The following is a 23,442-nucleotide window of genomic DNA, read 5'->3' on the forward strand; positions in this document are numbered from 1 at the left end:
CGGCATGCGACGAAATCATGCACTCATGCTTGACCAGTCCCCGCTAAGGCTAAAGCTTCACCGGCTCTCTGTTTTATCGAATAATCACCCGTTCCCGTGCAACGGCCTGGTGGTCCTGATTGTAAGCAATCACTATGTATGCACCTGGTTTTGTTACCGGAATTCTAACTTCCTGCTGCCCTGGCGCTATCCGGAGTTGATCCTCTACCTGGCCGCTAATAGAAATAATTTCTAAATAAGAGATAGTGTGTTGGTCCGTCAGCTTCACTGACGCAGACATTCTTTCCGCCGGATTGGGGTAAACAATGAGCTTTTCACCATTAAGCCGGGAAGACGAAAGGTTGTCCGTACTGGTAGGCGTCGTTGGGAAGTCAAATTTCCTTAAAACGAATTCCTCCCGGTCAGGGCCATTAACCGTACCGAGCGCTAACACCTGATTGTCACAAACCTTTAAGGCTTTGGTGCTGAACCTATACTCGCCGTTTTCCGGAGTTTTACTTTCCTTTAGCAGTTGCCCATCGTCCAGTGAATAGGCAACAAGGAATTGGGACCACCCCCCGTTTTCGGTAGTCTCCTGCCCCGACACGTACAAGATGTCACCATTAATGATGGAGTGGGAAGACCAGGTCTTTAAATTCGGAGCATTGTCATATCTCCGTTCCCACTTCAGGTCTCCGTCCGGAGATAGCTTAGAGATAAGCACCCCCGAGCCAGTTTCCTGGGTGTAAAATATACCGGTGAGGTATACATTCCCTTCATCGTCGAATTGAATGTCGCCAATCCGGTCAATAGAAGTAGTTTCTGCTGTCTGAAGCTTGTGGTATCCCCATTTAAAACCATTGACGTCAAAACAGGATACCTCGTAAGTTTCCGTAGCTTTTGCCACCAGGGTAACATTGCTCTTGGGAAACCTGTAAACCAGCGGCATGAATCTGTAATCTGAAATGTCGATAGAGTAAGAGTTTTCCATCGCTCCAGTGCCCATATTATAGGAGAAGACATTCAGCTTGTTCGCCTGCACAATGGTTAATTGGATGAATTCATCACTACGGTCAAGCGCCAAAACATGATTGCCTGGTTCATTAACCCTCCAGGTTGGTTGGCGATCCTTGAACTGTTCAATGAACACCGAATCCGGAGTAGGTGTGAAGTATCCGTAAGTATTTCCAGCCGCAAAAAGCGTGGCATTGTTAACGGAAAGAATATGCGTTGCCGTTAAGGACTCTTCCGTATCATCGCTCTGGAAAAGAGAGGTCGAACCTGAAGCACCAAACGAAAAAATCTCAAACCAGTTAAAGGAGTTTTGAAAGGTTAGGTGGCTGGTTACCCCCACATGCCCCAGGCCCGAGTCTTTGGTTATCTGAGTAAGTGTGCCATCAACATCGCTGGTGTCGTTTTCATTAGCGATCAGCAGCAGGTCTTCATTGTATAATTCCGCAACTCTGATATTGTCGTGTATTCCGCTGGAGTTGACCACAAGCACACTTCCATCCAGAGGAGAAATCTCAAAAGTCGGTAGCGCTGTAACATCAGCAACACCATCAAAAAGAACGACTTCGTTGGTCAGGTGGCTTTGGGCGGCTACCATAGTTAGCCAAAAGAATTGACTAAATATTAAGATGTAAATAAATCTGGCCATTGGGTACCGGGCAAAATGTAGCTGATGTTCAAACAAAAACGACTATACTCCGCCAAAGGTTAGCTTTGACGGAGTATAGGTTTTATAGGCTGAAAATCAATCCTTTGTGCAAAAATATGTTGTGCAACTGGCCAGAAAGATACCGCTAAATTTTGATTAGCTTCAATGATTGACTCTTTTGGGAGTCTGTCACTTTGACAAGAAACACATCATTGGGTAGATCCGAAATGTCAATTTCCTGCCGGTAATAGCCATCTATTGTCCGGGCTTCCCATTGTTTAAATTCTCTTCCGGTAGTGACTGAATAGATAATTACTCTATAATGCTTACTGTCAGTGGAATTGATAATAATGTTAGCCCTGTCCCTGGCGGGGTTAGGAGCAAGAGCCAGCGTGAAGTCCGTTGGTGAGCTCAAAGGATCACCGACTGCACCTGATTCAGTTTCCAGCTCCACGTCAGCCAGGATCTCTCCTGAGAGTGAGCAGCCGTCTGCATGGTAAACCTCCAGTGGAAGGCCCGTTCCTAATTCGATTTCCTGAGACGGGTCAAGGCCCGCTACTTTGGTCCTGAACCTGAGCACAAGCATCTGTTCGTCGGCAGAGAGTTGCTTTGTTTGAGTGGAGCGGCCCTTATTATAGGTATAGGAGAAGCGAACGACGGTCTCTGATCCGCGCTCAATAACGTTATAGTTGTCTGAGCCAAAGTCTTCGCTTTTTGCAGCAGGAAGGAGTTCCAACAGCTCTAGTGTCGTATTGTCAAAACTAATTTCACCCTGGAACCCAGATGCAGGCCCGGAGAAAGTAGGCGTAAGGCGGTACTGGAAGGTGACGTTGTTGTCAAGGTTGGACTCAGAGGAGTAAGCGTAGAACGTAATAGCGTCTGCTTCACGAGGGCAGCCCGAAGCCGAAATGTTAGAACTACGACTATTATTTATAGCTTGAGCATCGCCCGTTACGTCGCCCAGCTTAAAGGCACTGAAACCTGCCGCTGAACCAACCTGAGGAATATATTCGAAAGTAGAACTCAGGTAAGGAGCTTCGCCGTGGTACTGTATTCCTTCAATACTCATGTTGAAAGGATTGGTCGCAAAATCAGCAGAGGCAGAAATCACCTCCGGAACAAATTGCCATGGCCCGGAAGAATAAGCTTCAAATCCGCTTAACTGACCAAGGATAAGTTTTCTCAATTCCAGAGCATCAATGATGGTTACTTCTCCGTCTCTGTTGACGTCTGCTGACAGCATTTGGAAAGAGTTAAATTCTTCCATCCCCAATATATACTTTATGGTGAGAATCATGTCAGCGGTACTCACACCAGAAAGCCAGTCCGAATCAGTGTAGTGGAAGATGTTGTAAGAGGTGTCACTGCTTTGAACGTAGTCCTTGTTAACGGATCCACTGCCCAGGAAGGATAGCTTTGCTTTCACTTTTTCGTCAAACAGGCTGGCCGTGAAGCTACCATCCGTTGGGGTGGTTACTTGCGAGTATCGTCCATTAGCAGGACCGTCTGCGGCGTGCGTGAGGGTGATGTTGATATCCTTTACCGGTGTGTTGGAGCCCCAAAATAAAACGGAGTCGGTAAAGCTGGTTCCTTTTGACCCGTCCCAGATATCAACGGCGTATCTTCTGATGGTTGAATTTTGTAAGAGGTATTGGTCATTGGTGAAACTCGTTCTGCATATTGAGGGGGAAGAGTCACTGTAAGACATGAAGTTGCTGATGGAAACATCAGTGTCAATAAATTCATTTCCGTTATAGTCAACGTAGTTACCCCGGTAAATGCAGTCATATTGGAAAAAACCAGAGGAACAGCGGGATACTCCTTCTAGGGCACCAACATATTCTGAACAGTCAGAATCGTTGGGGTTGGGCCAGTTGGAGTTCATCCGCCCCCAGGCAGGAGTGTCCTCCAACCGGTCTCCGGCAGTACGGTAATTAGGGACGGGGAAAGGGGCCGAGTCCGCAGGTACTTCTTCACGAATAACCAACTCCCTTGTATTCTTATCCGCAAAAACTTGTGGACTGTTTTCGATGGGGTCCGAAGGGTTGTCATAGAGCTCGTCTCCTCCGTGGAAAGTATGTAGCAGGCCAAATACATGACCCATCTCATGGACTACCGTAGGGCGTAGCAAATAGGTTGAGTCCCGGATGTAAAACACCCCGTTTCCAATTGGACCATACTGATTGTAGGAGGATGGAGGGGAAAATAACCGACTTCCTTTACCAACAACTCCTGAAGGGAGCTTCCAATTAACGTAACCATTAGAATTAGATGAGGTAAAAGAAAAGTAGTGGGACGGAACTTCGGCAAGACGGGCCCGGCTATTATCAACGTAATTAATGGGACCCTCCTGGATAAACCGGACCTTCAAAGGGCCATATGCGAGGTTAAGATTAGACAGTGCCTGATCCACTTCCTGCTGAGTCACCACACCTGAAGACCTGCCATACACCTCAGGCATTGATCCATCGTCATTTCTGAAAACAGTAAACCGAATAGGCAGCTGGAGAGTGTCCTGGCTTTTGAGTTCTGAAGGAAGAGGCTTACTTGCGTGAAAGCTCTTAAAAGCAGCATCGGCTGCTTTTGCGGATAGAACGTCAAGTTCAAACCCGCATTCATGAGAAGACTGGCCTATAGCCAACATAGGAGTGGCTATGAGCAGGAGCCCAATTAAAAATCTAAACATTAGGGATTCATTTTACTATGAGAGACAAAAACAATAGAAATGCAAAAAAAACTGAACAAACATTTCTACCTGAACAAAACTATAAAAGTTGGTACAATGTATAATGATAAATTTTAATGTACAAATTAAAATTTATGTCATCTATTTATTTAGGCTGGTCTGATAGCTGCTTTTTAAATAGCTAAAGACAATGAAAAGAGTGTGTAAACACTTGGTAATGTGATGGCTACGGAATTGTCGGTTGAAAGACTCAGTACGGTTGCAATAGCTGCATTTTATCATTTTTTCTTTTAGAAAAGAATAAATTAATGTTCTGAAAAGAGGTAGGGGAAGGGGCTCTTTTTTGGCCCGAGAGTGTTGATCAGCTGATTAGCAGTAGCCTGTATTTATCCTTTTTTTGAGGATGCACGATCTAAGATGAGAGGCTTACTTTTCGCTTACGCAGTGTCCCTTCCTGCCCGGTCATCGTCAGTACGCCCTGATCTCCACGTCTGATTTCGGCGGCGTTACCTTCGTCAGTATCGATGTGCATTTCCAGTTTATACTTCGGAGAGACGCGAATTAGGACGTTGCCGAAAGTGAGTGCTCGTTCATTATTACTCACGGCAACTTCCACTACGTCCCGGTCCTGTACGCCGAAAGTGGCAGCATCCTCCGGGGTCATGTGGATGTGGCGCCAGGCACAGATTACCCCGTCCTCAAGGTCATATTCACCAGCGGGGCCAATAAGCTTACAACCGGGTGTGTCCTCCACCTTTCCGGACTCGCGGACGGGGGCGTCAATGCCCAGGAAAAACTCATCCGTTCGGCTGATCTCCAACTGGTCTTTGCTACGTACGGGGCCTAAGACCCGAACCCGTTCAATGGAGTTACGGGGCCCGACCACAGTAACGGTTTCTTCGGCGGCAAACTGCCCGGGTTGACTGAGCCACTTTTTCACGCTTAGTTCGTGCCCTTTACCAAATAAAACATCCAGGGTTTCCTGCCGCAGGTGAATATGACGGGCGGAAACAGCAATGGGTATTGAAGGCATCGTATTGACGGCGTCCGCCTTATCAATTAGCTTTCCGCACTGCCGGGCAATGGCCAGTTGCTCATCCGTGCGCACCGCCAACAGCTTAACCCGGCTGTGTTGCATGCTGAAGTCAACAACGGGAACCGTTTCCGACAGCTCCGCCGTGGAGTTTTTGTCTTCGTTAATGACTGCCCCCAGATAGTGGAGTCGCTGACTGGCCCGATGGCGAATAACGGGACTGTTCTCTCCAATTCCGCCGGTGAAGACGATAGCATCTACGCCGCCCATAATGGCGGCATAGCCACCAATGTATTTCCGTAAACGATGCGTAAAGACCTGAACGGCCAGTTGGCAGTCTGCGTCGCCCGCCATCGATTTGTCCAAAATGGTTCGCATGTCATTGCCCACGCCGGACAGACCAGCTAGTCCGCTTTTACGGTTCAGCAACTCGTCAATCTCACTGGTACTCAGCCCCGCCTGTTCGTGGAGGTAGTCAATGATGCCGGGGTCGATGTCTCCGGAACGGGTCCCCATCACGAGTCCTTCCAGCGGCGTCATGCCCATGCTCGTTTCTACTGAGCGGCCAAATTCAATGGCCGCCACGGAGCAACCGTTCCCCAGGTGACAACTGATGATGCGCAGATCCCGCGGTTCTGCTCCCAGAAAACTGGCAGCTTTGGCTGCCACGTACTGATGACTCGTACCGTGAAAACCGTAGCGACGGATACCGTGCTCGGCCATCAGTTCTTTAGGCAGGGCGTAGGTCTTTGCCCGGCGCGGCAGGCTCTGGTGGAAGGCCGTGTCGAAAATAGCGAAATGATCAACATCGGGAAACAAAGCTCTGGCCGCACGAATGCCGCGCAGGTTGACGGGGTTGTGCAGGGGAGCCAGCTTGCTCAGGCTCTCGATCCTGGCTTCTACTTCTTCGTCAATGCGCGTCGCCCGGTCAAAATCTTCGCCGCCGTGAACCACCCGGTGCCCGACTCCGTCAATATCCGTACCGGAAAGTTTATCCTTCAGCGCTTCCAGGCAAACGGCAATGGTCCGCTCCGGGCCTTTACTCTCCGGTTCGATGACCGTCCCGTCAGAAAATTCAATACGCGGAGCGTCGAGTAAACGATCGGCAGACATTTCCAGGCCACGGGCACCCGTAGCCGGGTTGATAACGGCTGCTTTAACGGAGGAGCTGCCGGCGTTGAGAACGAGGATATTCAAAGAGAGTGTTTTTAAGGGGTTCGTTGGGGTAACGCACCCAATAAGGATACAGTTTGCAGGACAGAAGATTTGGGCACAAACACTTCGGCGGGTCTGGCGATCGCCGCAGGTGCAAGAGGAGCTTTTGATGCATGGATTGTCAGTCGCAGTACTTCGCGGTTTTCCTTTAAAATAGCCTGGGGAGTATTAAGCAAGGCTCTTTCAACCTTCCTCTGCACCTGCGGCCGCGCCTCTACTGAGCTTACCGAAGACGCTACTATGCCCGTCGCCGTTTCAGGAAAGCAGCAATCAGAAATGCCGCTGCTGAGACCCCCAACAGAACCGTAAAACTCAGCCGTAAGGTGCCAATGCTGGACAAAAAGCCCAGCAACGCCGGGCTGGCCAGGAAGCCTGCGTAGCCCAGCCCGGCTACCAGAGCGATACCTTCCGAAGCGGTTACGCCTTTCGTCTTGCCCGCCAGGCGGAACAGCTCCGGAATGATGACCGAGAAGCCCAGACCCACCAGCCCGAACCCAATTAAGGCCGGCCAGTAACCAGCGGTAAGTACCAGTAAGAAACCCAAAGCCGCCAACAGCGTACCGCCCATAATGATTTTGAGCGCACCGAAGCGACCAGAGACACCGTCGCCCAAAAAGCGACCCAGCATCATGGTAGCCGAAAAAGCGACAAAACCAAAACCAGCCCATCGGTCAGACTCCGTCTGCACTACGTCAAGCATGTACAGCTTGCTCCAGTGCTCGATGGCACCTTCGCTGCCCATGATCATGAAGCTCAACACGGCCAGGCCCAGCAGGGGCCTGAGGAGGCCGAGCTTTAAACCGCCTTCTTCCTGCCGGTCTTCCGGCGGACTTACGGCCAGCCGATAGCTGGGAGACAGGTAAGTATTGGTCCCTGAAACAACTAACGCCACCGCCAGCATATGCTGCCACGGCGCGGCAAAGACTACGATCAACAGACTTCCGATTCCTGCCCCAATTACGCCCCCCAGACTGAAAAAGCCGTGGGCGGCAGACATGAAGTTTTCTCCGTCTTCCCGCTCCAGATTTGAGACGAGGGCGTTCATGCCCACATCGGTCAGGGAGGTTAGCATCCCCGCGAAAAACAGGCAGCCGCAAAGAACAGGGAAGGAGGGGGCCAATACGGGGCCTACCATCGCAAAGCCAAAAAGAATAATGCCGGTAAAGCTGACCTGACCTACGCCAAGTAATCGGATGATTTTCGCTGAGAAAGGAATGATCGTTAGCATACCAACGGAGAAGGCCAGTAGGGCCAGCCCAAGCGCACCATCGTCTAGCTGTAGCCGTTCTTTGACCGCCGGGATGTATAGTGCCCAGGTGCCAACAATGATATTCAAAGAAGCAAAAATCCAGGCGGGGGCGAAGTATCGCCGGCTGCCGAGAATGAGAAGAAGCGAGTGCATGGACGGTAAGTTACAACGCCGCTATCTTGGCTGCGATGAAACGTTTCGTCGCCGGGTTTTTAGTCAGTACTAATGACTGGTTTAGGTGATCTTTCGCCTTCGCTTTTTCTTCAGCCTGCCCGTATAAGTCCGCCAGCAGCAGGTGGAACCAGAGATGTCCCTTCAGGTCTATTTTCAAGGCTTCCGTAATGGCGGCTTCGGGGCCATGCACCCGGCTAAGCGCGTAGGTGCGGTTCAGAGCAGCTACGGGTGAATAATGAAGCTGGAGCAGCCGATTATAAAGGCTGAGAATCGTTGGCCATTTTTCCGGACTCTCGGTTGGCTTAGTATGTAAGAAGGCGATGGCAGCCTCCAGGTGATAGCGTCCGTTGTGCCCACCGGAGGTAGCTGCCGTAAGAAATTTTCTGCCCTGCCCGATGAGGCGTTCGTCCCACAGGGAACGATCCTGCCGGGCATAAAGAATCAGCTCTCCGTCGGTACCTGACCGGGCGTCGAAGCGGGAAGTCTGAAAGCACATCAGGGCCAGCAGCGCATTGACCTGCGGCAGGTTGGTTTTTTTGTTCGTGGTGAGCAGCAGCGCCAGCCGGATGGCATCCGCACAGAGCTCCCGGCGAAAGGTTTCCGGGGTGACGCTAGCGTGATAGCCCTCGTTGAACAGCAGGTAAATGGTGGTTAGTACGGCTTCCAGTCGTTCGTTCAGGGCACTGGATGGCGGTAATTCAATACTGGATAATACCTCCCGCAGGCGGCTTTTGCCACGCTGCAGCCGTTTGTTGATGGTCGACTTTGTCGTCAGAAAAGCAGCCGCAATTTCGTCGATGCCAAAGCCCCCCAGGATGCGGAGGCAGAGCGCCACCTGCTGCTCTGGGTTGAGCGCCGGATGGCAGAGGGTGAAAATCATGCGCAGCTGACTATCCTGAAAGCTTTCAGGGCTAAAGTCTGGTTCCGGCATCTCCGTCAGGGGGTGGTCTTGCTTCAGATTCGGAAGAATACGATTGCTGAAGTGCCCCTTTCTACGGAGTCGGTCGCGGGCATTGTTCTTCGCCACCGTGTAGAGCCAGCCGGTTGGGTTTTCGGGTATTCCCTTCATGCCCCAGGTTTCTGCGGCAAGGGCAAAGGTGTCACTTACCAGATCTTCAGCTTCCTCCACGTGGGAGAAGCCAAACGACCGCACGAGTACGGCAACCATTTTGCCGTACTCGGTGCGGAAGAGATTGGGTAAAAGAGGCATCGGCCTTTTTTAATCGAAGTGCATGATGGGGCGAATCTCGACCTTTCCACCTACGGAAAGTACGGGGCAGCCCTGCGCCAGCTGCAGTGCGTCATCAAAGTCCTCGGCTTTTACCAGAATGTAGCCGCCAACGATTTCCTTCAGTTCGATGTAAGGGCCGTCAGTAACCGTGCCGTTAGCGTGTAAGATCTTGCCGCTGAAGTCCAGGGCTTCGGAACTACCAAATTTCCCCTGAGCAGCAATGCCGCCGATCCAGGTTTCCCAGAGCTTGATCTCTGCCTGTAGCTCTTCGGGGGAAGGGTGGAAGTCGGGGTTTTCTTCGCTGCGGAAGAGCATCATAAAGTCCTGCATGATTGTAGTTTTTTGCAGTTGAATAAGGTGGTTTACACTCTTACTACGAATGGGCACTCCAAGATAGGACAAGACGCAGGATTTTTTTTACGAATGATTTGGGCGAACACGCAGGATGCAATGTGATTTTTTGAAAGCAAAGCAGAGTCGGCAAGCATTTTCAACGGATCCGGACACTTTTCTACGGCATATGGTCAGATTAAGGGCTTCACCTGGGTGGCCTGCCCGCTTAACTGTAATTTCAAGGCTGACCACACTCATTATTACTGATTATGCAAGACCTGACGATTACCAAAGTTGAACTGTTTAAGGTGCCACCACGCTGGCTGTTTCTGAAAATTACCACTGCCAGTGGAATTTTTGGCTGGGGAGAACCCGTAGTGGAGGGGCGGGCCGCCACGGTGGAAGCCTGCATCCGTGAAATGGAAGAACACCTGATCGGTCACCCGGCCAACAAGATTGAGGACTTCTGGCAGATGATCTATCGGGGGGGCTTCTATCGTGGCGGGCCCGTGCTGATGAGCGCCCTCTCCGGGATCGACCAGGCGATGTGGGACATTAAGGGCAAGGCCCTGGGTGTACCCATTTACGAACTGCTCGGCGGAGCTGTGCGCGATAAAGTCAAAATCTACGGCTGGGTACACGGAGACACACCCGAAGAAATCGGTAAAGCCGCTCAATGGCGGATGGACAATGGCTTCCAGGCCGTTAAGCTGAACGTATGCGATCATATGGAATGGATCGATACACCGGCTAAGGTGAAACAGGCGGCGGCCAAGCTCGCCGCCGTCCGCAGTGTCGTCGGTGACGACATCTGTATCGGTGTTGATCTGCACGGTCGTGTGCACAAGGGGCAGGCTAAAGCCATCGCTAAAGCGCTGGAACCCTACGATCCCTATTTTCTCGAAGAGCTCGTCTTGTCGGAAAACAATGACACCCTGAAGTCCATCAGCGATTATACCTCCATCCCCATCGCTACGGGCGAGCGGATGTACTCCCGCTGGGACTTCAAACGGGTGCTCGAACAAGGCACCGTCGATATCCTGCAGCCTGATCTCAGCCATGCCGGCGGTATCTCGGAAGTAAAGAAGATTGCCACCATGGCGGAGGCCTATGATGTCGCCATCGCGCCACACTGCCCGCTGGGGCCCATCAGTCTGGCTGCGGCACTGCAAATTGACTTCAACTGCATCAACGCCCTGATTCAGGAAACCAGCCTCGGGATTCACTATAACGTAGGGGCTGACCTGGTAGATTACCTCACGGACCCCGATGGCTTTGGGCTCCGGGATGGCTTCGTTCCGCTGATGACCAAGCCCGGGCTGGGTATTGAAATCGACGAAGAAAAAGTCCGCGCCGCTGCTAAAATCGGTCACAACTGGAAGAACCCCATCTGGCGTAATCCGGATGGCTCCGTAACGGAATGGTGAGGCGGGTTGCAGGTTGTGAGTTGCAAGTTGCAAATTGTGAGTTGCAGGTTGCAGGTTGCGGATGGAGCTTTCATCCCATACCCTGCACGCTGAATTCCACACCCTGCACCCTGCACCCTGCGCCCCGCGCCCTGAACTTCCACACCCCGCAACTCGCACCCCGCACCCTACAACCTGCACCCCGCAACCTGCAACCTGAACCCTGCAACCTGCACCCCGCAACCTACAACCTGCAACCTGCACCCTGAACCCCGCAACTCAAAACCATGACCAAAAAACGCTTCAACATCCTCGCCCTGGTCTTCGTCACCGTAGTAATCAACTACATGGACCGAAGCAACATCTCCGTGGCTGCTGCCGCTATTGGCGAAGACCTGTCCCTGACGAAAGTGCAGCTGGGCCTCATTTTTTCTGCTTTCGGGCTGACGTATTCGCTACTGCAGATTCCGGGCGGAATCATGGTCGATTACGTAAAGCCACGGATTCTGTACCCCATCATTTTAGTGTTCTGGTCATTGGCGACTTTACTGCAGGGGCTGGTCAGTTCACTTGCCGCATTAATCGGGCTGCGGGCGGCCATTGGGGTCTTCGAAGCTCCCTCTTACCCGACCAATAATAAGATTGTGACGAGCTGGTTCCCGGAGAAGGAACGAGCGTCAGCCATCGCAATTTATACCTCTGGGCAGTTCATTGGGCTGGCCTTTCTAACGCCCGCGCTGGTAGCCATCCAGGCTTACTACAGCTGGCGCGGTCTGTTCATCATTTCCGGTCTGATCGGCATCGCCTGGGCGCTCATCTGGTGGATTTTTTATCGAGACCCCCGCGACCATGAATCCGTTAGTGAGGAAGAACTCAACCTGATCCGGGAAGGCGGCGGCTTAATTGACGCTGGAAAGAAAAGAACGGAAGAGGGCAGGGTAGACTTTACCTTAGCGGACCTCCGGGAGGCCTTTGTTCATCCGAAGCTTTGGGGCATTTATCTCGGTCAGTTCTGCATGGGCTCTCTGTTCATTTTCTTTTTGACCTGGTTTCCCACCTACCTGGTGGAATTTCGGGGACTGGACTTCATAAAGTCCGGTTTCCTCGCTTCTATCCCCTTTCTGGCGGCCTTCTTTGGCGTACTGATGTCCGGCTTTTTATCGGACCATCTCGTCCGCCGTGGCGTGTCCAACGAAGCTTCCCGAAAGGGACCGATTTTAATCGGTATGTTACTGTCGATGTTTATCATTGGTGCGAACTATACGGACAGCACCGCGCTCATCATTTTCTTTCTCGCCGTGGCCTTTTTTGGCAACGGGCTGGCGTCCATTACCTGGGTGTTCGTTTCCCTTCTGGCGCCTAAGCGGTTGATCGGCCTGGTCGGTGGCGTCTTCAACTTCATTGGTGGCCTGGCCGGGGTAATCACTCCCACGGTTATTGGCTGGTTGGCGAATGACGGTGATTTCGAGCCCGCCTTGCTTTTCATCGGAGCAATGGCCTTCCTTGGTTTCTGCAGCTACCTGTTCCTGGTGGGTAAGATTGAACGGGTGGGGGAGAAAGGGTAGCCCGTTGGATTAGCTCCACCCTTTATCACCCTACATCCGATAAACATTTCACGGCTCTACCAGCAGAAGATGCAGCGAATGAGAAAAGGCTGATCTGTTCCCCTTCATCATTGATTGAAGAAGCGGAAGATTGGTACATCCACGCTAAAGGTCAACATCCCCCGGACACTTCTGGCTTCGCGGACCCGGTTAGACCCTGCGGTGGTGAACTCCCGGACGCTCGGCCCGTCCTGTACTCCGATGCCAAGGGAGAAAGGAGATTTAGGGAAGTTATAAAGTAAATGGAGGCCTGGAGCAATAACGTTGGCAGGCCGGAACACGGGCAAGCGTTCCACCTTCGCCGACCCCGCTACCTCATTCTGCTTCTCCAGCCGGAAAGCGGTAATGGCGCCTAAGTCAAGTAAGGAGCCAAAAAGAGTGATGGACTTACCGCCACCAATGTTCTTACTGTAAGAAACGCCGACGGGAACCCAGAGAGCAGCTCCAAAGGCATCTTCTTCCAGGCTGGCATCCGTTACACCGGCCGGTAAAATCAGTCGTTCCCGGCTGAGGGCTCCGCCAAAGTAAGCTCCCAGCTCCACGCTGGAGGGCCGCGTTCGCTTGATCTGAGAACTGCCTACCGGAAGGGCGACGGTATTCAGCGCCGCTTCAAAATCAGACGCGTCATTAGCACCGGCAACGTCAGCCATGAAAGTACCGTAGCGGAAAAGACTTTCTCTGAATTTGTTGATCCGTTGCGGGTTCAACCTCGCCAGTCTCCTTTCTACCAGATTGAGCTCTTCCCGAATGCGCTGTATTTTCAGATTCAGAATACCTTCCGCTGCTTCTGCCCGGTCATAAGTACTTATACCATTCGTTGCTTCTGATTCGTAGGCCATGATGCGGACCCGGTCTTTCTCACTTACCTTGACGGGGAGCTTGAGAAGTTTTGCCGACGGAGCCGCCAGCCCAACGGCCCGGAGGTCTTCGTCCCTTTCCACAACGTAGTCATCAATGAGTTCGCTGAGTTGGTCACGCCGCGCCGTCAGGCGCTGCTGTTTTTTACTGGCCGTAGGGGCTACCTCAAAGAGTCGTAGCAGGTTGAGGAGATTGTCAACAGCATAGCGGAATTCTCCGGTCTGGCTCAGGCGGAAGAGTTCGTTGAGTTCTTCGCTTACTTCCGGAACTTTGCTGAAGGCGGGGAAACGCTCTGCCAGCGTGGCTCCACTGGCACTACCGGCGAGGTCCTGGAAAACAGGGGCTTCCAGCAGGGCCGACAGCGTCCGCGAAATGAAACTTACGGCCAGGATGCGGCGAACGGCCTGCGGGTCGACTCCTTTCAGGTCAGGCGCCCGCCCTCCGGACCGGAGGTCAGAAAGGTACAAGCCAAAGTCCAGCAAAAAGTCTGAAATGCCCGGAGCGTTAAGCTTACCCAGGTTCGGGATGCGCCCAATGCGTTCCTGCCCGATGCCATTGAGTAGCTGACGGGCGGAGGCATTGGTCTGAAAAACAGACATATCCTTTTTATCCAGAAATAAATCACTGTTTGAGCCGGAGAGCAGGAAGAAGGTCTCCTGAGCCATTCCGAATACAGTCTCAAAAGTGGTCAGGTTATGGTAGGAGCGGATGAGGCTGTCCGCCTGGCTGCTGCTATACTGAGTCACGGCATCGTGCAGTAAGTCGTAGGCGGCATCCGTAGCATCGATGGCTTGCTGCAGCGGTGGGAGGTTGGCGGCAAGTGCCGGTCCGCTGGCCATCTTTTTCCAGTATGGAGAAGATCTGTCTCCCCGTTCTTTTACCCACTCTTCCAGGCGCTGGCGCGTAGCGGCCAGCTGTTTTCCCGAGGCCGGCAGGTTGGGCTGAATCTCTTCGGTGAGCTTCCGCAGTAAGCGAAGAGCGGGGTGAGGAGAATAGGACTCTTCTTTGGCAATATCCACCAGTAGGTCCGCCTTTTTATCCGCCGAAGAACGCTTGGCCAGCTCGGAGCGCTGCTGCTTTTCGGTGATCTCGGCCCGGAGATTAAGCAGGTTTTCTCTGGCGGCCAGTAAGCGGCTGAATTGTTTCCGGTAGGCGTTCAGATCGCTGCGGTGAGCCAGGATTTCGCGGACGGCCGTCAGGCCGGCAGCCCGGCGTTCGTTGGGGTTGAAGGCCACAGCGTCAGGGCCGAAGAGCTCATCAAAGCGCGTCAGGCTGGGGTAGGCCTCATAGTATTCGTAGGCCTCCTGACCCCGTAGCCAGGCACGAACGATACCGGTGGCTGGCGGATCAGCGGCGGTTTCCCAATAGTTATTCCTGAGGGGGAGTCTTTCCGTGTCGAGGGGCAGAAACTGATCGGCCGCCCGCTGAATGAAGGCCGGTCCGTCTTCTCCCATATTGCCGCTGTCTACGGCGTCCATAATCGGATTGAAGAATTGCTCGCTGAGCAGATCGTTTGCTTTCTGAAACTGCCGGTTAAGCTGCTCGTTGGCCTTGATGTATTCATCAAAAGCCGCCAAAATGCTTTGGTAGTTACCGTTGGTGGTGTCCGCTTTAGCCATCCGCAAATCGATCTGGCAGCGGGTATCAATGCGGGCACGTTCGAGTTCGCCGTAGGTGAAAGCAAGGATGTCGGCGAGGGGAACTTCCCGCATTTCCAGATCAAGGATGCGATAGATCAGAAAGACGTTATAAACGATGGGGTCGCGGAAGGTGGCCATGTCCCGCGCTTCCAGATAGTTGCCAAAGTTATAGGCAATGGCGTTGAGGTCTTCAGTAAAGGCCTTCCGGATACTGGGGAGAATAGCTTTGTAGTTCAGCAGGTCCAGGGTGGGCAAAAACTGGCTGGTCTTGGGGAAAAGCTCGTCCAGATCATTGCGGTTGATGTCTTCCCGCAGCTTGGTGAGGAAAGTATAGGTCAGTTCTTCCTGGGCGCGGCGGCTGATCCAGTCGGACAGGCCAGCAAGTGCATTGCTGGCCAGGTTCGCGGTGGACAATCCGGCCGGGCTGGTGGCCGCAGCATTGGCGGCGGCTCTGAGGCTGAAGTCATCAGAGGGTGGGGAGGTGAAAACCTGGCGAATTTTACCCAGGTCAACCTTTCCGTTGCGCGAGAAGAGTTCCGCTCCGGGTAATTTTTGGAGGAAGGCGGCGCGGGACGCAGGTGCAAAGGAAGGTGGAAGAGCAAGGCCCTCCGGCGGCAAATAGCCTTCCAGCAATTTATCCAGCTTTTCGTTCAGTAAAAACTCCCGGATGGCGGCATTGTCCCGGTAATGCGCCAGCAAAGCTGGCCCGGAAAACAGCTCTTCCACTCGTTTTTCGTGGGGCATCCCGCCGTAGTAAGCGAGGACCAATACGATGGTGTCCAGGGCTGGGTTAGTGGCTTCGGTGGCGGCCTGCCGCGCCTGCGGCGCCAGGCGAACAACGCGGCGAAGGTCTTCGCCGATGTTTTGGGCAAATAGTTGACTGGTCAGAATCGCCAGCACAGAGATGAGGAAAAGCTTGTTCATGCCGAATATCTTAGAAAAGGAAAATTACGGGCCCGGGATGTCGGAGGGGCTGGAAAACGTTGTGTGTTGCAGTGGGATTATTGGCCCCTTATCTCAGTCAGTTTTGACGTAGGGGAAAGTACGTTCCTCCATAAAGTCAGCTACTGCCTGAATGCTGGCCGGAAAGCCGGCACCGTCGGCAGTCTTAATGGCGGGTTTCAGCACCTGCTCCACCGTACTGCAGTCTTCGTTACTACAGTCAATCTGGTTCAGGCGCAGACGTTCAGCGTAGATTTCCCGCGATAGGGTGAATGCGTTTCTGGCGGCGGTGTAAGCCGGCCGGTCATAAGCATCTCCGGCCATCATTAGCCGAACCCGGGTCTGGTCAATGGCAGACCGAACGGAGGACAGCTCATCAATCATACGCTGGTTAATGGGGCTTGTTGCTCCTTCGGGCACACCCCGGTCTGCTGCAGAGTCAGCCTCCGGGCGGGTAGCTTTTACCCAGTCCAACAGGATTTGTTGCCCGGACTCGTCGTCATGTTCAGGGTCAGCGAGGGCTGTTTTTAGTTGCTCCAGAGGGCTTACGTCGAGGTCAGCCTTTTCAGGAAAGGGCTCGAGCCGACGGAGTTGGTCGAGCTCAACGATGAGCACCAAAATGTCGGCTTTGGACTTGTCACTGACCAGTTCCTGTTTCCTGACCCGGGCCAGCCGTCGGACAAACAGTTCACGGCACAGGCTACTAACGTCAGTCAGCAACTGTTTTCTAAAATTACTCATAGTGTAGTATATGGGAGGACGGTGTAACAGGTACAAAGAAAACAAATATTTAAAAGAACGTTGCTTTCCGGGCGCTTTACCCTGCACCTGCGGTCCCGCGCCCCTACGCTATTGGCTGCGAAAGGTTGGCACTTTGCGATCCTGTTTGGCGGGCAAAACGGTCTACTCTGGGGTTCATGATGCTGAACCACAAGGGCGGGAAGAGTGCCAGGATCATACAGGCCGGGTACCCCGCCGGCAACTGCGGGCTCTCCCGGAAAGCCCGGAGAATCTGGTACTTCCGACTGGCCCGAAAGTGGTGGTCGCTGTGGCGGGTGAGCTCGTACAGGAATATTCTGCCGAGTTCGTGATTGCTGTTCCAGCTGTGAATGGGTAAAACGGGTTCGTAACGACCCTGTGCATTTTTTCGCCGTAGTAAACCGTAATGCTCGATGTAGTTGACGGATTCCAGCATTAAAAACCCGAAAACAGCGGCGGTTATGGCTACCCAAAGTCCGGTAAATCCAAAAATGAGGAAGATCGCCAGCAGGTAAGCCAGTTGAATGATCTGGAAGCGTACCATCTGGTTTTGCCAACTGACGGCTGGCTGGCCGAGCTTAGCCAGGCGTTGTGCTTCCAGCTGCCAGGCGTGCCACCAACTCATCGTCGTGCTGCGGAGCCAGAAGGCGTAGATGCTTTGGTTTTTTTTGCTGGTTGCCGGGTCTAGCGGTGTTGCTACGTGCCGGTGATGGCCCCGGTTATGCTCGATGAAGAAATGCATGTACAGGCCCGTCAGCAGTAGTGCCTGTGCCATCCACTGTTCGTGTTTTTTGGTGCGATGCCCCAACTCGTGGGCTACGTTAATTCCTACGGTGCCAATCATCAGACCAACATTCAGGATCATTCCGGTCAGCTCATTAGCGGTAAGCTCTCTGCTGGTGACATTGATGAGGAGGAAGATGAGAGCTCCCGTCAGGATGGGCAGGTTGAGGTAAAGCAGCCAATCGAAGAGCGGTGTTCCTCCACGGGCTTCTTCCTCTTCCGGGGCGTGGTTTTCCTGGCTGGCAGGAAGGACTAATTCTAATAGCGGAAGAATTAAGAAGGCAACATAAATACTGCCGTAAGACCACACCCCACCGAAGTACAGACCGAGATAACCTGCGAGGGGAAGAAGGTAAGCCAGGAGGTATTTTAAGTCGCGATACACACGTGATGGTCTGGTGACAGGACAAATATAACGAAAAGTGAATAAATATTCATAAAAGAAATTGATCTACTTTAAGCATCTGCCATCATGGGGTCTTCCGGGGAAATTCCTCCCTTTATTGTAGTACAATTCGGAAGGTATTTTGCCCAATCCGAAGGAGGTAAAGCCCGGAATGGAGGTCCGGGAAATCGATCCTGGAGGCGCCAATGGGTAATTGTCCTTGCCGAAGCCGGCGGCCGGAGAGGTCATAAAGTTCCCATCGGGTGTCTTTCTGAATGGTTGGGATGAGCCTTACGAAGCCATCGGCCGGGTTGGGGGCAAGAATATGTGTCTGCTCTAACCGGGGTGCATTGGTGCTTACACTCATGTCACAGGTCCAGGCGGCCATGAAATTGGCCCGGTCCCGGATCCATTCTGTTGTGTAGGCGGCCCGGTCAGGGCCGTTGGCTAAGGAGCCGGGCCAGGCTAGTTCTTCACGTTCGTAGACCCCGTTGTTCTCGAGGAGTTGATACTGGGTTCTAATTCGGGCTTCAAGGCTGTCAGGCGCCAACAGTCCACTTTCTGCCAGTTGAGTGTACCGGGCGCAGAGGCGGTCATTGAAGCCAGCGACGTTGGTAGCGATCAATCGACGATGAAGCCCGTTGGTTAGTATGCGTTCAATGGGCCAGTCGACTTCTTCGCCGTCGAAATTATTTCCAAACGTACCGTCGAGGTCCCATGGGGTGTAGAAGTAGGGCTCGTCGTTATCGTACCGGCCGGTGTAGAGGTTGTTGCCAGTGTTATCCGCTGCACCAAGCAGGTTGATGAAAAGGAAGTAGTCGACGATATTGTCCAGGTGAAGCCGCTGACTTACTTCGTCCGCGAACTGTTCATCGGGGGATTCGAGAATGAAGGAAACCAGATCGTAGAGGTTATCCCAGTTGATGACGTCATCCGTGTCCGGGTACTTCAGTTCGTAGCCATCCCAGGTGTCAGTGGTGTTGTTGCTGCGAGAGGGAACGTCACGCAGGAGTACACCGGGTAGTGGAACTTCACCTTTGTAGAGTTCTCCACGGATTTCACCCGTTGCCAGGTTGAATTTTTTGAGTTTCAGCAGCGATCGGTCTACTTGCTCTGAAAGATAGTGCAGCCCCTGATAGTTACCGTTCAGGAACAACTCGCACCATTGCACATCGGCACCGGACTTTGCGTTGGGTTCGTCTTCCGTGTAGTAGGGTTGGTGTAAGTCCAGCCAGAGCTTGTGCGCTACGAAGGCATTAACGCGAAGAGGTTCATTATAGACACCATCAAGAACCCAGTCGTCATCTTCTCTCATGTTTCCGAACTGCACATCCTTGTTGTCCTCTCCCGTTTCATCTTCCCAGAATTCCAGGTCGTAAGATTTTTTAGGTAAGGATTGACTGAAAGAGCCCCGTTTTTCAATACCAACGATGCCGTGGAGGGTTTGATCATCGTCCGTGTATACGAAGTCAGCAGCTACCTTAGGCTCATTCTGAATGCGTTCTCTGGAATCAATTTTCACCAGTGGCAGGTCCGTGAAATAAAGCCGGTAATTCTTTCCTCCGGAACTAACGAGGTAGGGGAGGCCGGTCGTGAGGCTTACCTGAGCCGTAACGAATACATAGCGTTCTCCGGCGAGGAGAATTCTGGTGGGCAATTCTCCTTCGGCATTCCTGGAGGCCAAATCAGCTCGGGCAACGATAATATTAAGTACCGTGTCCCGCCCATACTGATCAGCAGTGAGTTCTAAAACCTCTGTTTGGGCTAGCATGGTAAAGCTGAAGAGGAGCAAAAAATAAGTGAAGCGTACTTTCATCGAAGGGCTTTTGGCGGGAAGACGGACTTACCTTCCGGCAGCGTTGGTGGCGGCAGGCGGTACACAAGGTAAGGAGGAGTATTAATAAGAATAGTCTGCTATCCAACCAGCTGACGTACGACCGTCTTCCAAAAAGCAGCGGGCCAGGGGTTTCATCCAATGCTGCTTTCGTGCGAAGACAATGCATAGCTTCGTTTCCTAAGAGTACAAATCTTGCGGGTAGGGTAACATTGTTACACACACATTACCTTGCCATTCGCCATCATCAGGCGAAAATTCGCTAACTTCGCAGGCCAAATAAAACGATCATGGATTTTACTCTCAACGAAGAACAATTAGCCGTCCGCGAAGCTGCACGGGATTTTGCCCAGCGGGTGCTGAAGCCCGGCGTTATCGAGCGGGATAGTACGATGACTTACCCCACTGACGAGGTTCGTCAGATGGCCGAACTCGGCTTCATGGGTATGATGGTTGACCCCAAATACGGTGGTGGCGGAATGGATAGCCTGAGCTACATTCTGGCCCTGGAAGAACTGTCTAAAGTTGATAATAGCTGCTCGGTGATCATGTCCGTTAACAACAGCCTGGTCTGCTACGGGCTGGAGACCTACGGCACTGAAGAGCAGAAGCAGCAATACCTCACGAAACTGGCTACCGGAGAGTGGATCGGAGCCTTCTGCCTCAGTGAGCCCGAAGCAGGGTCTGATGCGACGAGCCAGCGGACAACGGCCGTGGACATGGGCGATCATTACTTGCTGAACGGTACAAAAAACTGGATTACGAACGGTGGGACGAGCAAAGTACATCTCGTCATTGCTCAAACGGACGCCGAAAAAGGTCACCGCGGCATCAATGCCCTGATTGTGGAAACGGACTGGGAGGGAGTCACCGTTGGCGCTAAGGAAGATAAATTGGGCATCCGCAGCTCGGATACGCACACCATCATGTATTCCGACGTGAAGGTGCCAAAGACGAATCGGATTGGCGAAGATGGCTTTGGCTTCAAGTTTGCCATGAAAACCCTGGCTGGCGGCCGGATCGGGATTGCCGCTCAGGCTCTGGGAATCGCCGGAGGAGCATATGAACTGGCAACGGCTTACAGTCAGGAGCGGGAGGCTTTCGGTAAGCCCATCAGCCAGCACCAGGCCATTGCCTTCAAACTGGCCGATATGGCGACGGATATTGAAGCCGCCAAGATGCTCGTTTACCGGGCCGCCTGGCTCAAGGACGCGGGGAAAGACTACAACCAGGCCGGTGCTATGGCGAAGCTCTACGCCAGCTCCGTTGCCATGAAGCACACCGTAGAGGCCGTACAAATTCACGGTGGTTACGGCTTCGTGAAAGAGTACCACGTAGAGCGCCTGATGCGGGACGCGAAGATCACCCAGATCTACGAAGGAACCAGCGAAGTGCAGAAAATCGTGATCAGCCGTGGACTGCTGAAGGGAGATCTGTACGTGGATATGGAGTGATGCGTATTGAGGTGTTACCGTGTGGATGCGAAAAGGCACAAATCGTTTTCAGTCTCAAGTATTGATTCAAGTTCTCAATCCCTGTGGAGGCCTCTGCTCCTGCTCCTCAACTCCTCCCTCTCCTTCGGAAAACCATCACACTGAACGCAGCCTGATGTGCAGGCTTTCAGCCGCTACGTGATATATTTTCCGGAGGAGCGGGAGGAGAGAAGGAGAGACTTTCGGATTTTTGAAAATCTTATCTCAGCTCCTCAGAGCGGCAGAATTGCAGGCCGCAGGCCTGCCTCTCCTAGCGTACGGGCTTTGTTCTCCTATTTTCATTAAGGAAGTCAGTTGTGCACAAGGCCCAACCTGCACACCCACTTCCCGGGATTTCCCGACCTTTACCCCATGCCTCCAATACCGGCACAAGACCGATCCTTCTCTACCCGTGAATGGCTGCTGCTAATTGGGGTTTCCCTGGCCTATTTTTTTATTTACCACTGGCCATTACTTTCAGATCCCTTTCATTTTCAGGAAGACGTCGTTCAGCATTACCTATGGTTGAATACCATCCGCTTCGACGCCGAATGGGCGGACAGCTTCTATCCCAGGACCTCCGGAGCGATCCAACCCTTCGGCTATTATGCCTTATTGCGGTCTCTGGTCGTCTTTCTTGATCCATTGACAATTTCCCGCTGGCTTCCTCTTCCGCTGACGGTCCTGACCGTCGTTTACGGCACGGCTCTATTCCGGCGTTTTTTTCCTCTGGCGCTTGCCCTGACGGGAGGGCTACTCATCACGCACTACAATCTCTCTGAATCGCTTGGCGGGCTGGCCCGGGCATTTTGCGTGCCACTACTGACGGCCTTCGCCTATTACCTCGTAAGAGGAGATAAGCCCTGGCAGCTGGCCGCTATGTTGCTATTGTGTGCGCTCTTTTACCCGCCGACCTTATTGATCAATGCCGGAATTTTGGTATGCTGGACAGTCTATCGCCTGCTGGATAGCCTGAAGACAAAAGGAAAAGACTGGCGGCGGTTTTTTTCTCCTTCCGGGCCCGTAAAATGGTCGTTCTGGTTACCCGTTATCGGTGGTGGTTTCCTGGCCGTAGGCGTCGCCTGGCTGCACAGCCATCGAATTGCTGTTCACCCGGATCTAAACGGTTTTCTGACGGATCCGGAAATGCGCTGGCTACCCGAATTCGGAGGGGAAGGGCGGGTTGCATTTAGTAACCTGCGAGACGCGCCTCCGGGCAACATCCTTCGCTATTTTGTACGGAGTTATTTTACTTTTGGCTATCACGTTTACTTCGCCTATGCCGGTTTCTTGCTGGCTTTCGGGCTGGCCATTACCTTCTGGAAGCGCCTCGCCCGACCTGCCATTTGGTTGCTTGCCTTTGCGGCCAGTACCTGTTTCTTATACGTACTTGCCCGGGAATTAATGCCTATGCTCTTTTTGCCCGATCGCTACGTTAATTATCCCTGGCGATTGCTCGCTGGCGGTATACTGACCTTTTTGGCGGGGGGGCTTTACTATTGCTGGCCAAGGAAGGTTGTGGCGGGTATACTTACGGTCGCTCTCCTCGCTTGGGGCTATATCTACCGGCCACCGGAAAACGTGCGATATGCTGATGTACGCCCACAGAACCCGATCTTTGAAGCGGTGAGAGCTACACCTCCGAACGCCATGATCGCCGCCATGCCGCAGGTAGCGGATATGATCCCGCTGTTCACAAATCGATCCGTGTTCATTAGCAGTGAACTGAGCCATGCGCTCTATTTTCGGGCTTACTATGACTACATCACCCCCCGTTTTGAGGCGGAGTGGCGGGCTTTTGCCGCTCCGGCTGACAGCCTGGATCAAGTGCTTGGCTTTATGGAAGAGTGGAATATTGACTACCTGTTAACGGACCGTAAGCAACTGGAAGAAATGCGCTTCCCGACCTTCGCTCCCTACGAGGAACGTTTCAGTAAGCAGGTGGCCGGCCGCGAAGCAGGAGACCTGGCATTACTCGCTATCCCTGAGTCAGTTGGTGTACTGCTGGAAGGGCGCTACCAATTGCTGTCATTGAAGGAAGTTGAAGAGCTGGTTAAAACTCAACGCTAAGAAGCCAGTAAACCCTCAGGGAAATAAACCTCCACCTCACGCTCTGCACCCTGCAACCTGCACCCCGCAACCTGCAACCTGCAACCTGCAACTTGGAACCTGCAACCAGCAACCTGCACCCTGCAACCC

14 protein-coding genes are annotated in these 23,442 nt (G+C 52.8%); 4 read left to right on the plus strand and 10 right to left on the minus strand.

Annotated features, from left to right (window positions below):
• Positions 1 to 73 precede the first annotated feature (73 nt).
• The 6 genes from BM123_RS03065 to BM123_RS03090 form a co-directional block, all read right to left on the minus strand.
• Entirely contained in the window at positions 74 to 1,639 is a 1,566-nt protein-coding gene (locus BM123_RS03065) for a T9SS type A sorting domain-containing protein (RefSeq protein ID WP_139211740.1), read from the minus strand.
• Between the two features lie 145 nt (positions 1,640 to 1,784).
• Positions 1,785 to 4,325 (minus strand): dockerin type I domain-containing protein, encoded by a 2,541-nt coding sequence (locus BM123_RS03070; RefSeq protein ID WP_090165350.1) that lies wholly within the window; start codon positions 4,323 to 4,325, stop codon positions 1,785 to 1,787.
• A gap of 412 nt (positions 4,326 to 4,737) precedes the next feature.
• A complete protein-coding gene (locus BM123_RS03075) occupies positions 4,738 to 6,555 on the minus strand; it encodes an acetate/propionate family kinase (protein WP_090165351.1) in 1,818 nt (605 codons plus the stop codon).
• A 256-nt stretch (positions 6,556 to 6,811) separates the two neighbouring features.
• Positions 6,812 to 7,975 (minus strand): MFS transporter, encoded by a 1,164-nt coding sequence (locus BM123_RS03080; protein WP_090165352.1) that lies wholly within the window; start codon positions 7,973 to 7,975, stop codon positions 6,812 to 6,814.
• Between the two features lie 10 nt (positions 7,976 to 7,985).
• Positions 7,986 to 9,206: an RNA polymerase sigma factor gene (locus BM123_RS03085; RefSeq protein ID WP_090165353.1), complete on the minus strand. Its 1,221-nt coding sequence runs from the start codon at positions 9,204 to 9,206 to the stop codon at positions 7,986 to 7,988.
• Positions 9,207 to 9,215: 9 nt separating this feature from the next.
• On the minus strand, positions 9,216 to 9,557 hold the full coding sequence (locus BM123_RS03090) for a YciI family protein (protein WP_090165354.1): 342 nt from the start codon (positions 9,555 to 9,557) through the stop codon (positions 9,216 to 9,218).
• A 272-nt stretch (positions 9,558 to 9,829) separates the two neighbouring features.
• Between BM123_RS03090 and dgoD the strand changes: the two genes are divergently transcribed.
• Together dgoD and BM123_RS03105 are read left to right on the plus strand one after the other, a co-directional pair.
• Positions 9,830 to 10,987, plus strand: coding sequence for a galactonate dehydratase (gene dgoD / locus BM123_RS03095; RefSeq protein WP_090165355.1), 1,158 nt, complete (start codon positions 9,830 to 9,832; stop codon positions 10,985 to 10,987).
• 266 nt (positions 10,988 to 11,253) lie between these two features.
• A complete protein-coding gene (locus BM123_RS03105) occupies positions 11,254 to 12,531 on the plus strand; it encodes an MFS transporter (RefSeq protein WP_090165356.1) in 1,278 nt (425 codons plus the stop codon).
• Between the two features lie 107 nt (positions 12,532 to 12,638).
• Here the strand turns inward: BM123_RS03105 and BM123_RS03110 are convergent, their stop codons facing one another.
• From BM123_RS03110 to BM123_RS03125, 4 genes are all read right to left on the minus strand, one after another.
• A complete protein-coding gene (locus BM123_RS03110) occupies positions 12,639 to 15,992 on the minus strand; it encodes a hypothetical protein (RefSeq protein WP_090165357.1) in 3,354 nt (1,117 codons plus the stop codon).
• A 93-nt stretch (positions 15,993 to 16,085) separates the two neighbouring features.
• Positions 16,086 to 16,751, minus strand: a complete 666-nt coding sequence (locus tag BM123_RS03115) for a hypothetical protein (protein WP_139211741.1) — start codon at positions 16,749 to 16,751, stop codon at positions 16,086 to 16,088.
• A 103-nt stretch (positions 16,752 to 16,854) separates the two neighbouring features.
• Positions 16,855 to 17,937 (minus strand): alkane 1-monooxygenase, encoded by a 1,083-nt coding sequence (locus BM123_RS03120; RefSeq protein WP_090165359.1) that lies wholly within the window; start codon positions 17,935 to 17,937, stop codon positions 16,855 to 16,857.
• 115 nt (positions 17,938 to 18,052) lie between these two features.
• Positions 18,053 to 19,753, minus strand: a complete 1,701-nt coding sequence (locus tag BM123_RS03125; protein ID WP_090165360.1) for a CotH kinase family protein — start codon at positions 19,751 to 19,753, stop codon at positions 18,053 to 18,055.
• A 308-nt stretch (positions 19,754 to 20,061) separates the two neighbouring features.
• On the opposite strand from BM123_RS03125, the gene BM123_RS03130 reads away from it, so the two are divergent.
• Positions 20,062 to 21,225, plus strand: coding sequence for an acyl-CoA dehydrogenase (locus BM123_RS03130; RefSeq protein WP_090165361.1), 1,164 nt, complete (start codon positions 20,062 to 20,064; stop codon positions 21,223 to 21,225).
• Positions 21,226 to 21,615: 390 nt separating this feature from the next.
• Positions 21,616 to 23,313, plus strand: coding sequence for a hypothetical protein (locus BM123_RS03135; RefSeq protein ID WP_090165362.1), 1,698 nt, complete (start codon positions 21,616 to 21,618; stop codon positions 23,311 to 23,313).
• Positions 23,314 to 23,442: the final 129 nt, after the last annotated feature.

The sequence above is a fragment of the Neolewinella agarilytica genome, from assembly GCF_900110645.1.
Classification (GTDB): Bacteria; Bacteroidota; Bacteroidia; order Chitinophagales; family Saprospiraceae; genus Neolewinella; species Neolewinella agarilytica.

Bases quoted from the DNA above. Each gene is read 5' to 3' on its own strand.
- BM123_RS03065 (WP_139211740.1), bottom strand. From the start codon at position 1,639: ATGGCCAGATTTATTTACATCTTAATATTTAGTCAATTCTTTTGGCTA.
- BM123_RS03070 (WP_090165350.1), bottom strand. From the start codon at position 4,325: ATGTTTAGATTTTTAATTGGGCTCCTGCTCATAGCCACTCCTATGTTG.
- BM123_RS03080 (WP_090165352.1), bottom strand. From the start codon at position 7,975: ATGCACTCGCTTCTTCTCATTCTCGGCAGCCGGCGATACTTCGCCCCC.
- BM123_RS03085 (WP_090165353.1), bottom strand. From the start codon at position 9,206: ATGCCTCTTTTACCCAATCTCTTCCGCACCGAGTACGGCAAAATGGTT.
- BM123_RS03090 (WP_090165354.1), bottom strand. From the start codon at position 9,557: ATGCAGGACTTTATGATGCTCTTCCGCAGCGAAGAAAACCCCGACTTC.
- dgoD (WP_090165355.1), top strand. From the start codon at position 9,830: ATGCAAGACCTGACGATTACCAAAGTTGAACTGTTTAAGGTGCCACCA.
- BM123_RS03105 (WP_090165356.1), top strand. From the start codon at position 11,254: ATGACCAAAAAACGCTTCAACATCCTCGCCCTGGTCTTCGTCACCGTA.
- BM123_RS03110 (WP_090165357.1), bottom strand. From the start codon at position 15,992: ATGAACAAGCTTTTCCTCATCTCTGTGCTGGCGATTCTGACCAGTCAA.
- BM123_RS03115 (WP_139211741.1), bottom strand. From the start codon at position 16,751: ATGAGTAATTTTAGAAAACAGTTGCTGACTGACGTTAGTAGCCTGTGC.
- BM123_RS03125 (WP_090165360.1), bottom strand. From the start codon at position 19,753: ATGAAAGTACGCTTCACTTATTTTTTGCTCCTCTTCAGCTTTACCATG.
- BM123_RS03130 (WP_090165361.1), top strand. From the start codon at position 20,062: ATGGATTTTACTCTCAACGAAGAACAATTAGCCGTCCGCGAAGCTGCA.
- BM123_RS03135 (WP_090165362.1), top strand. From the start codon at position 21,616: ATGCCTCCAATACCGGCACAAGACCGATCCTTCTCTACCCGTGAATGG.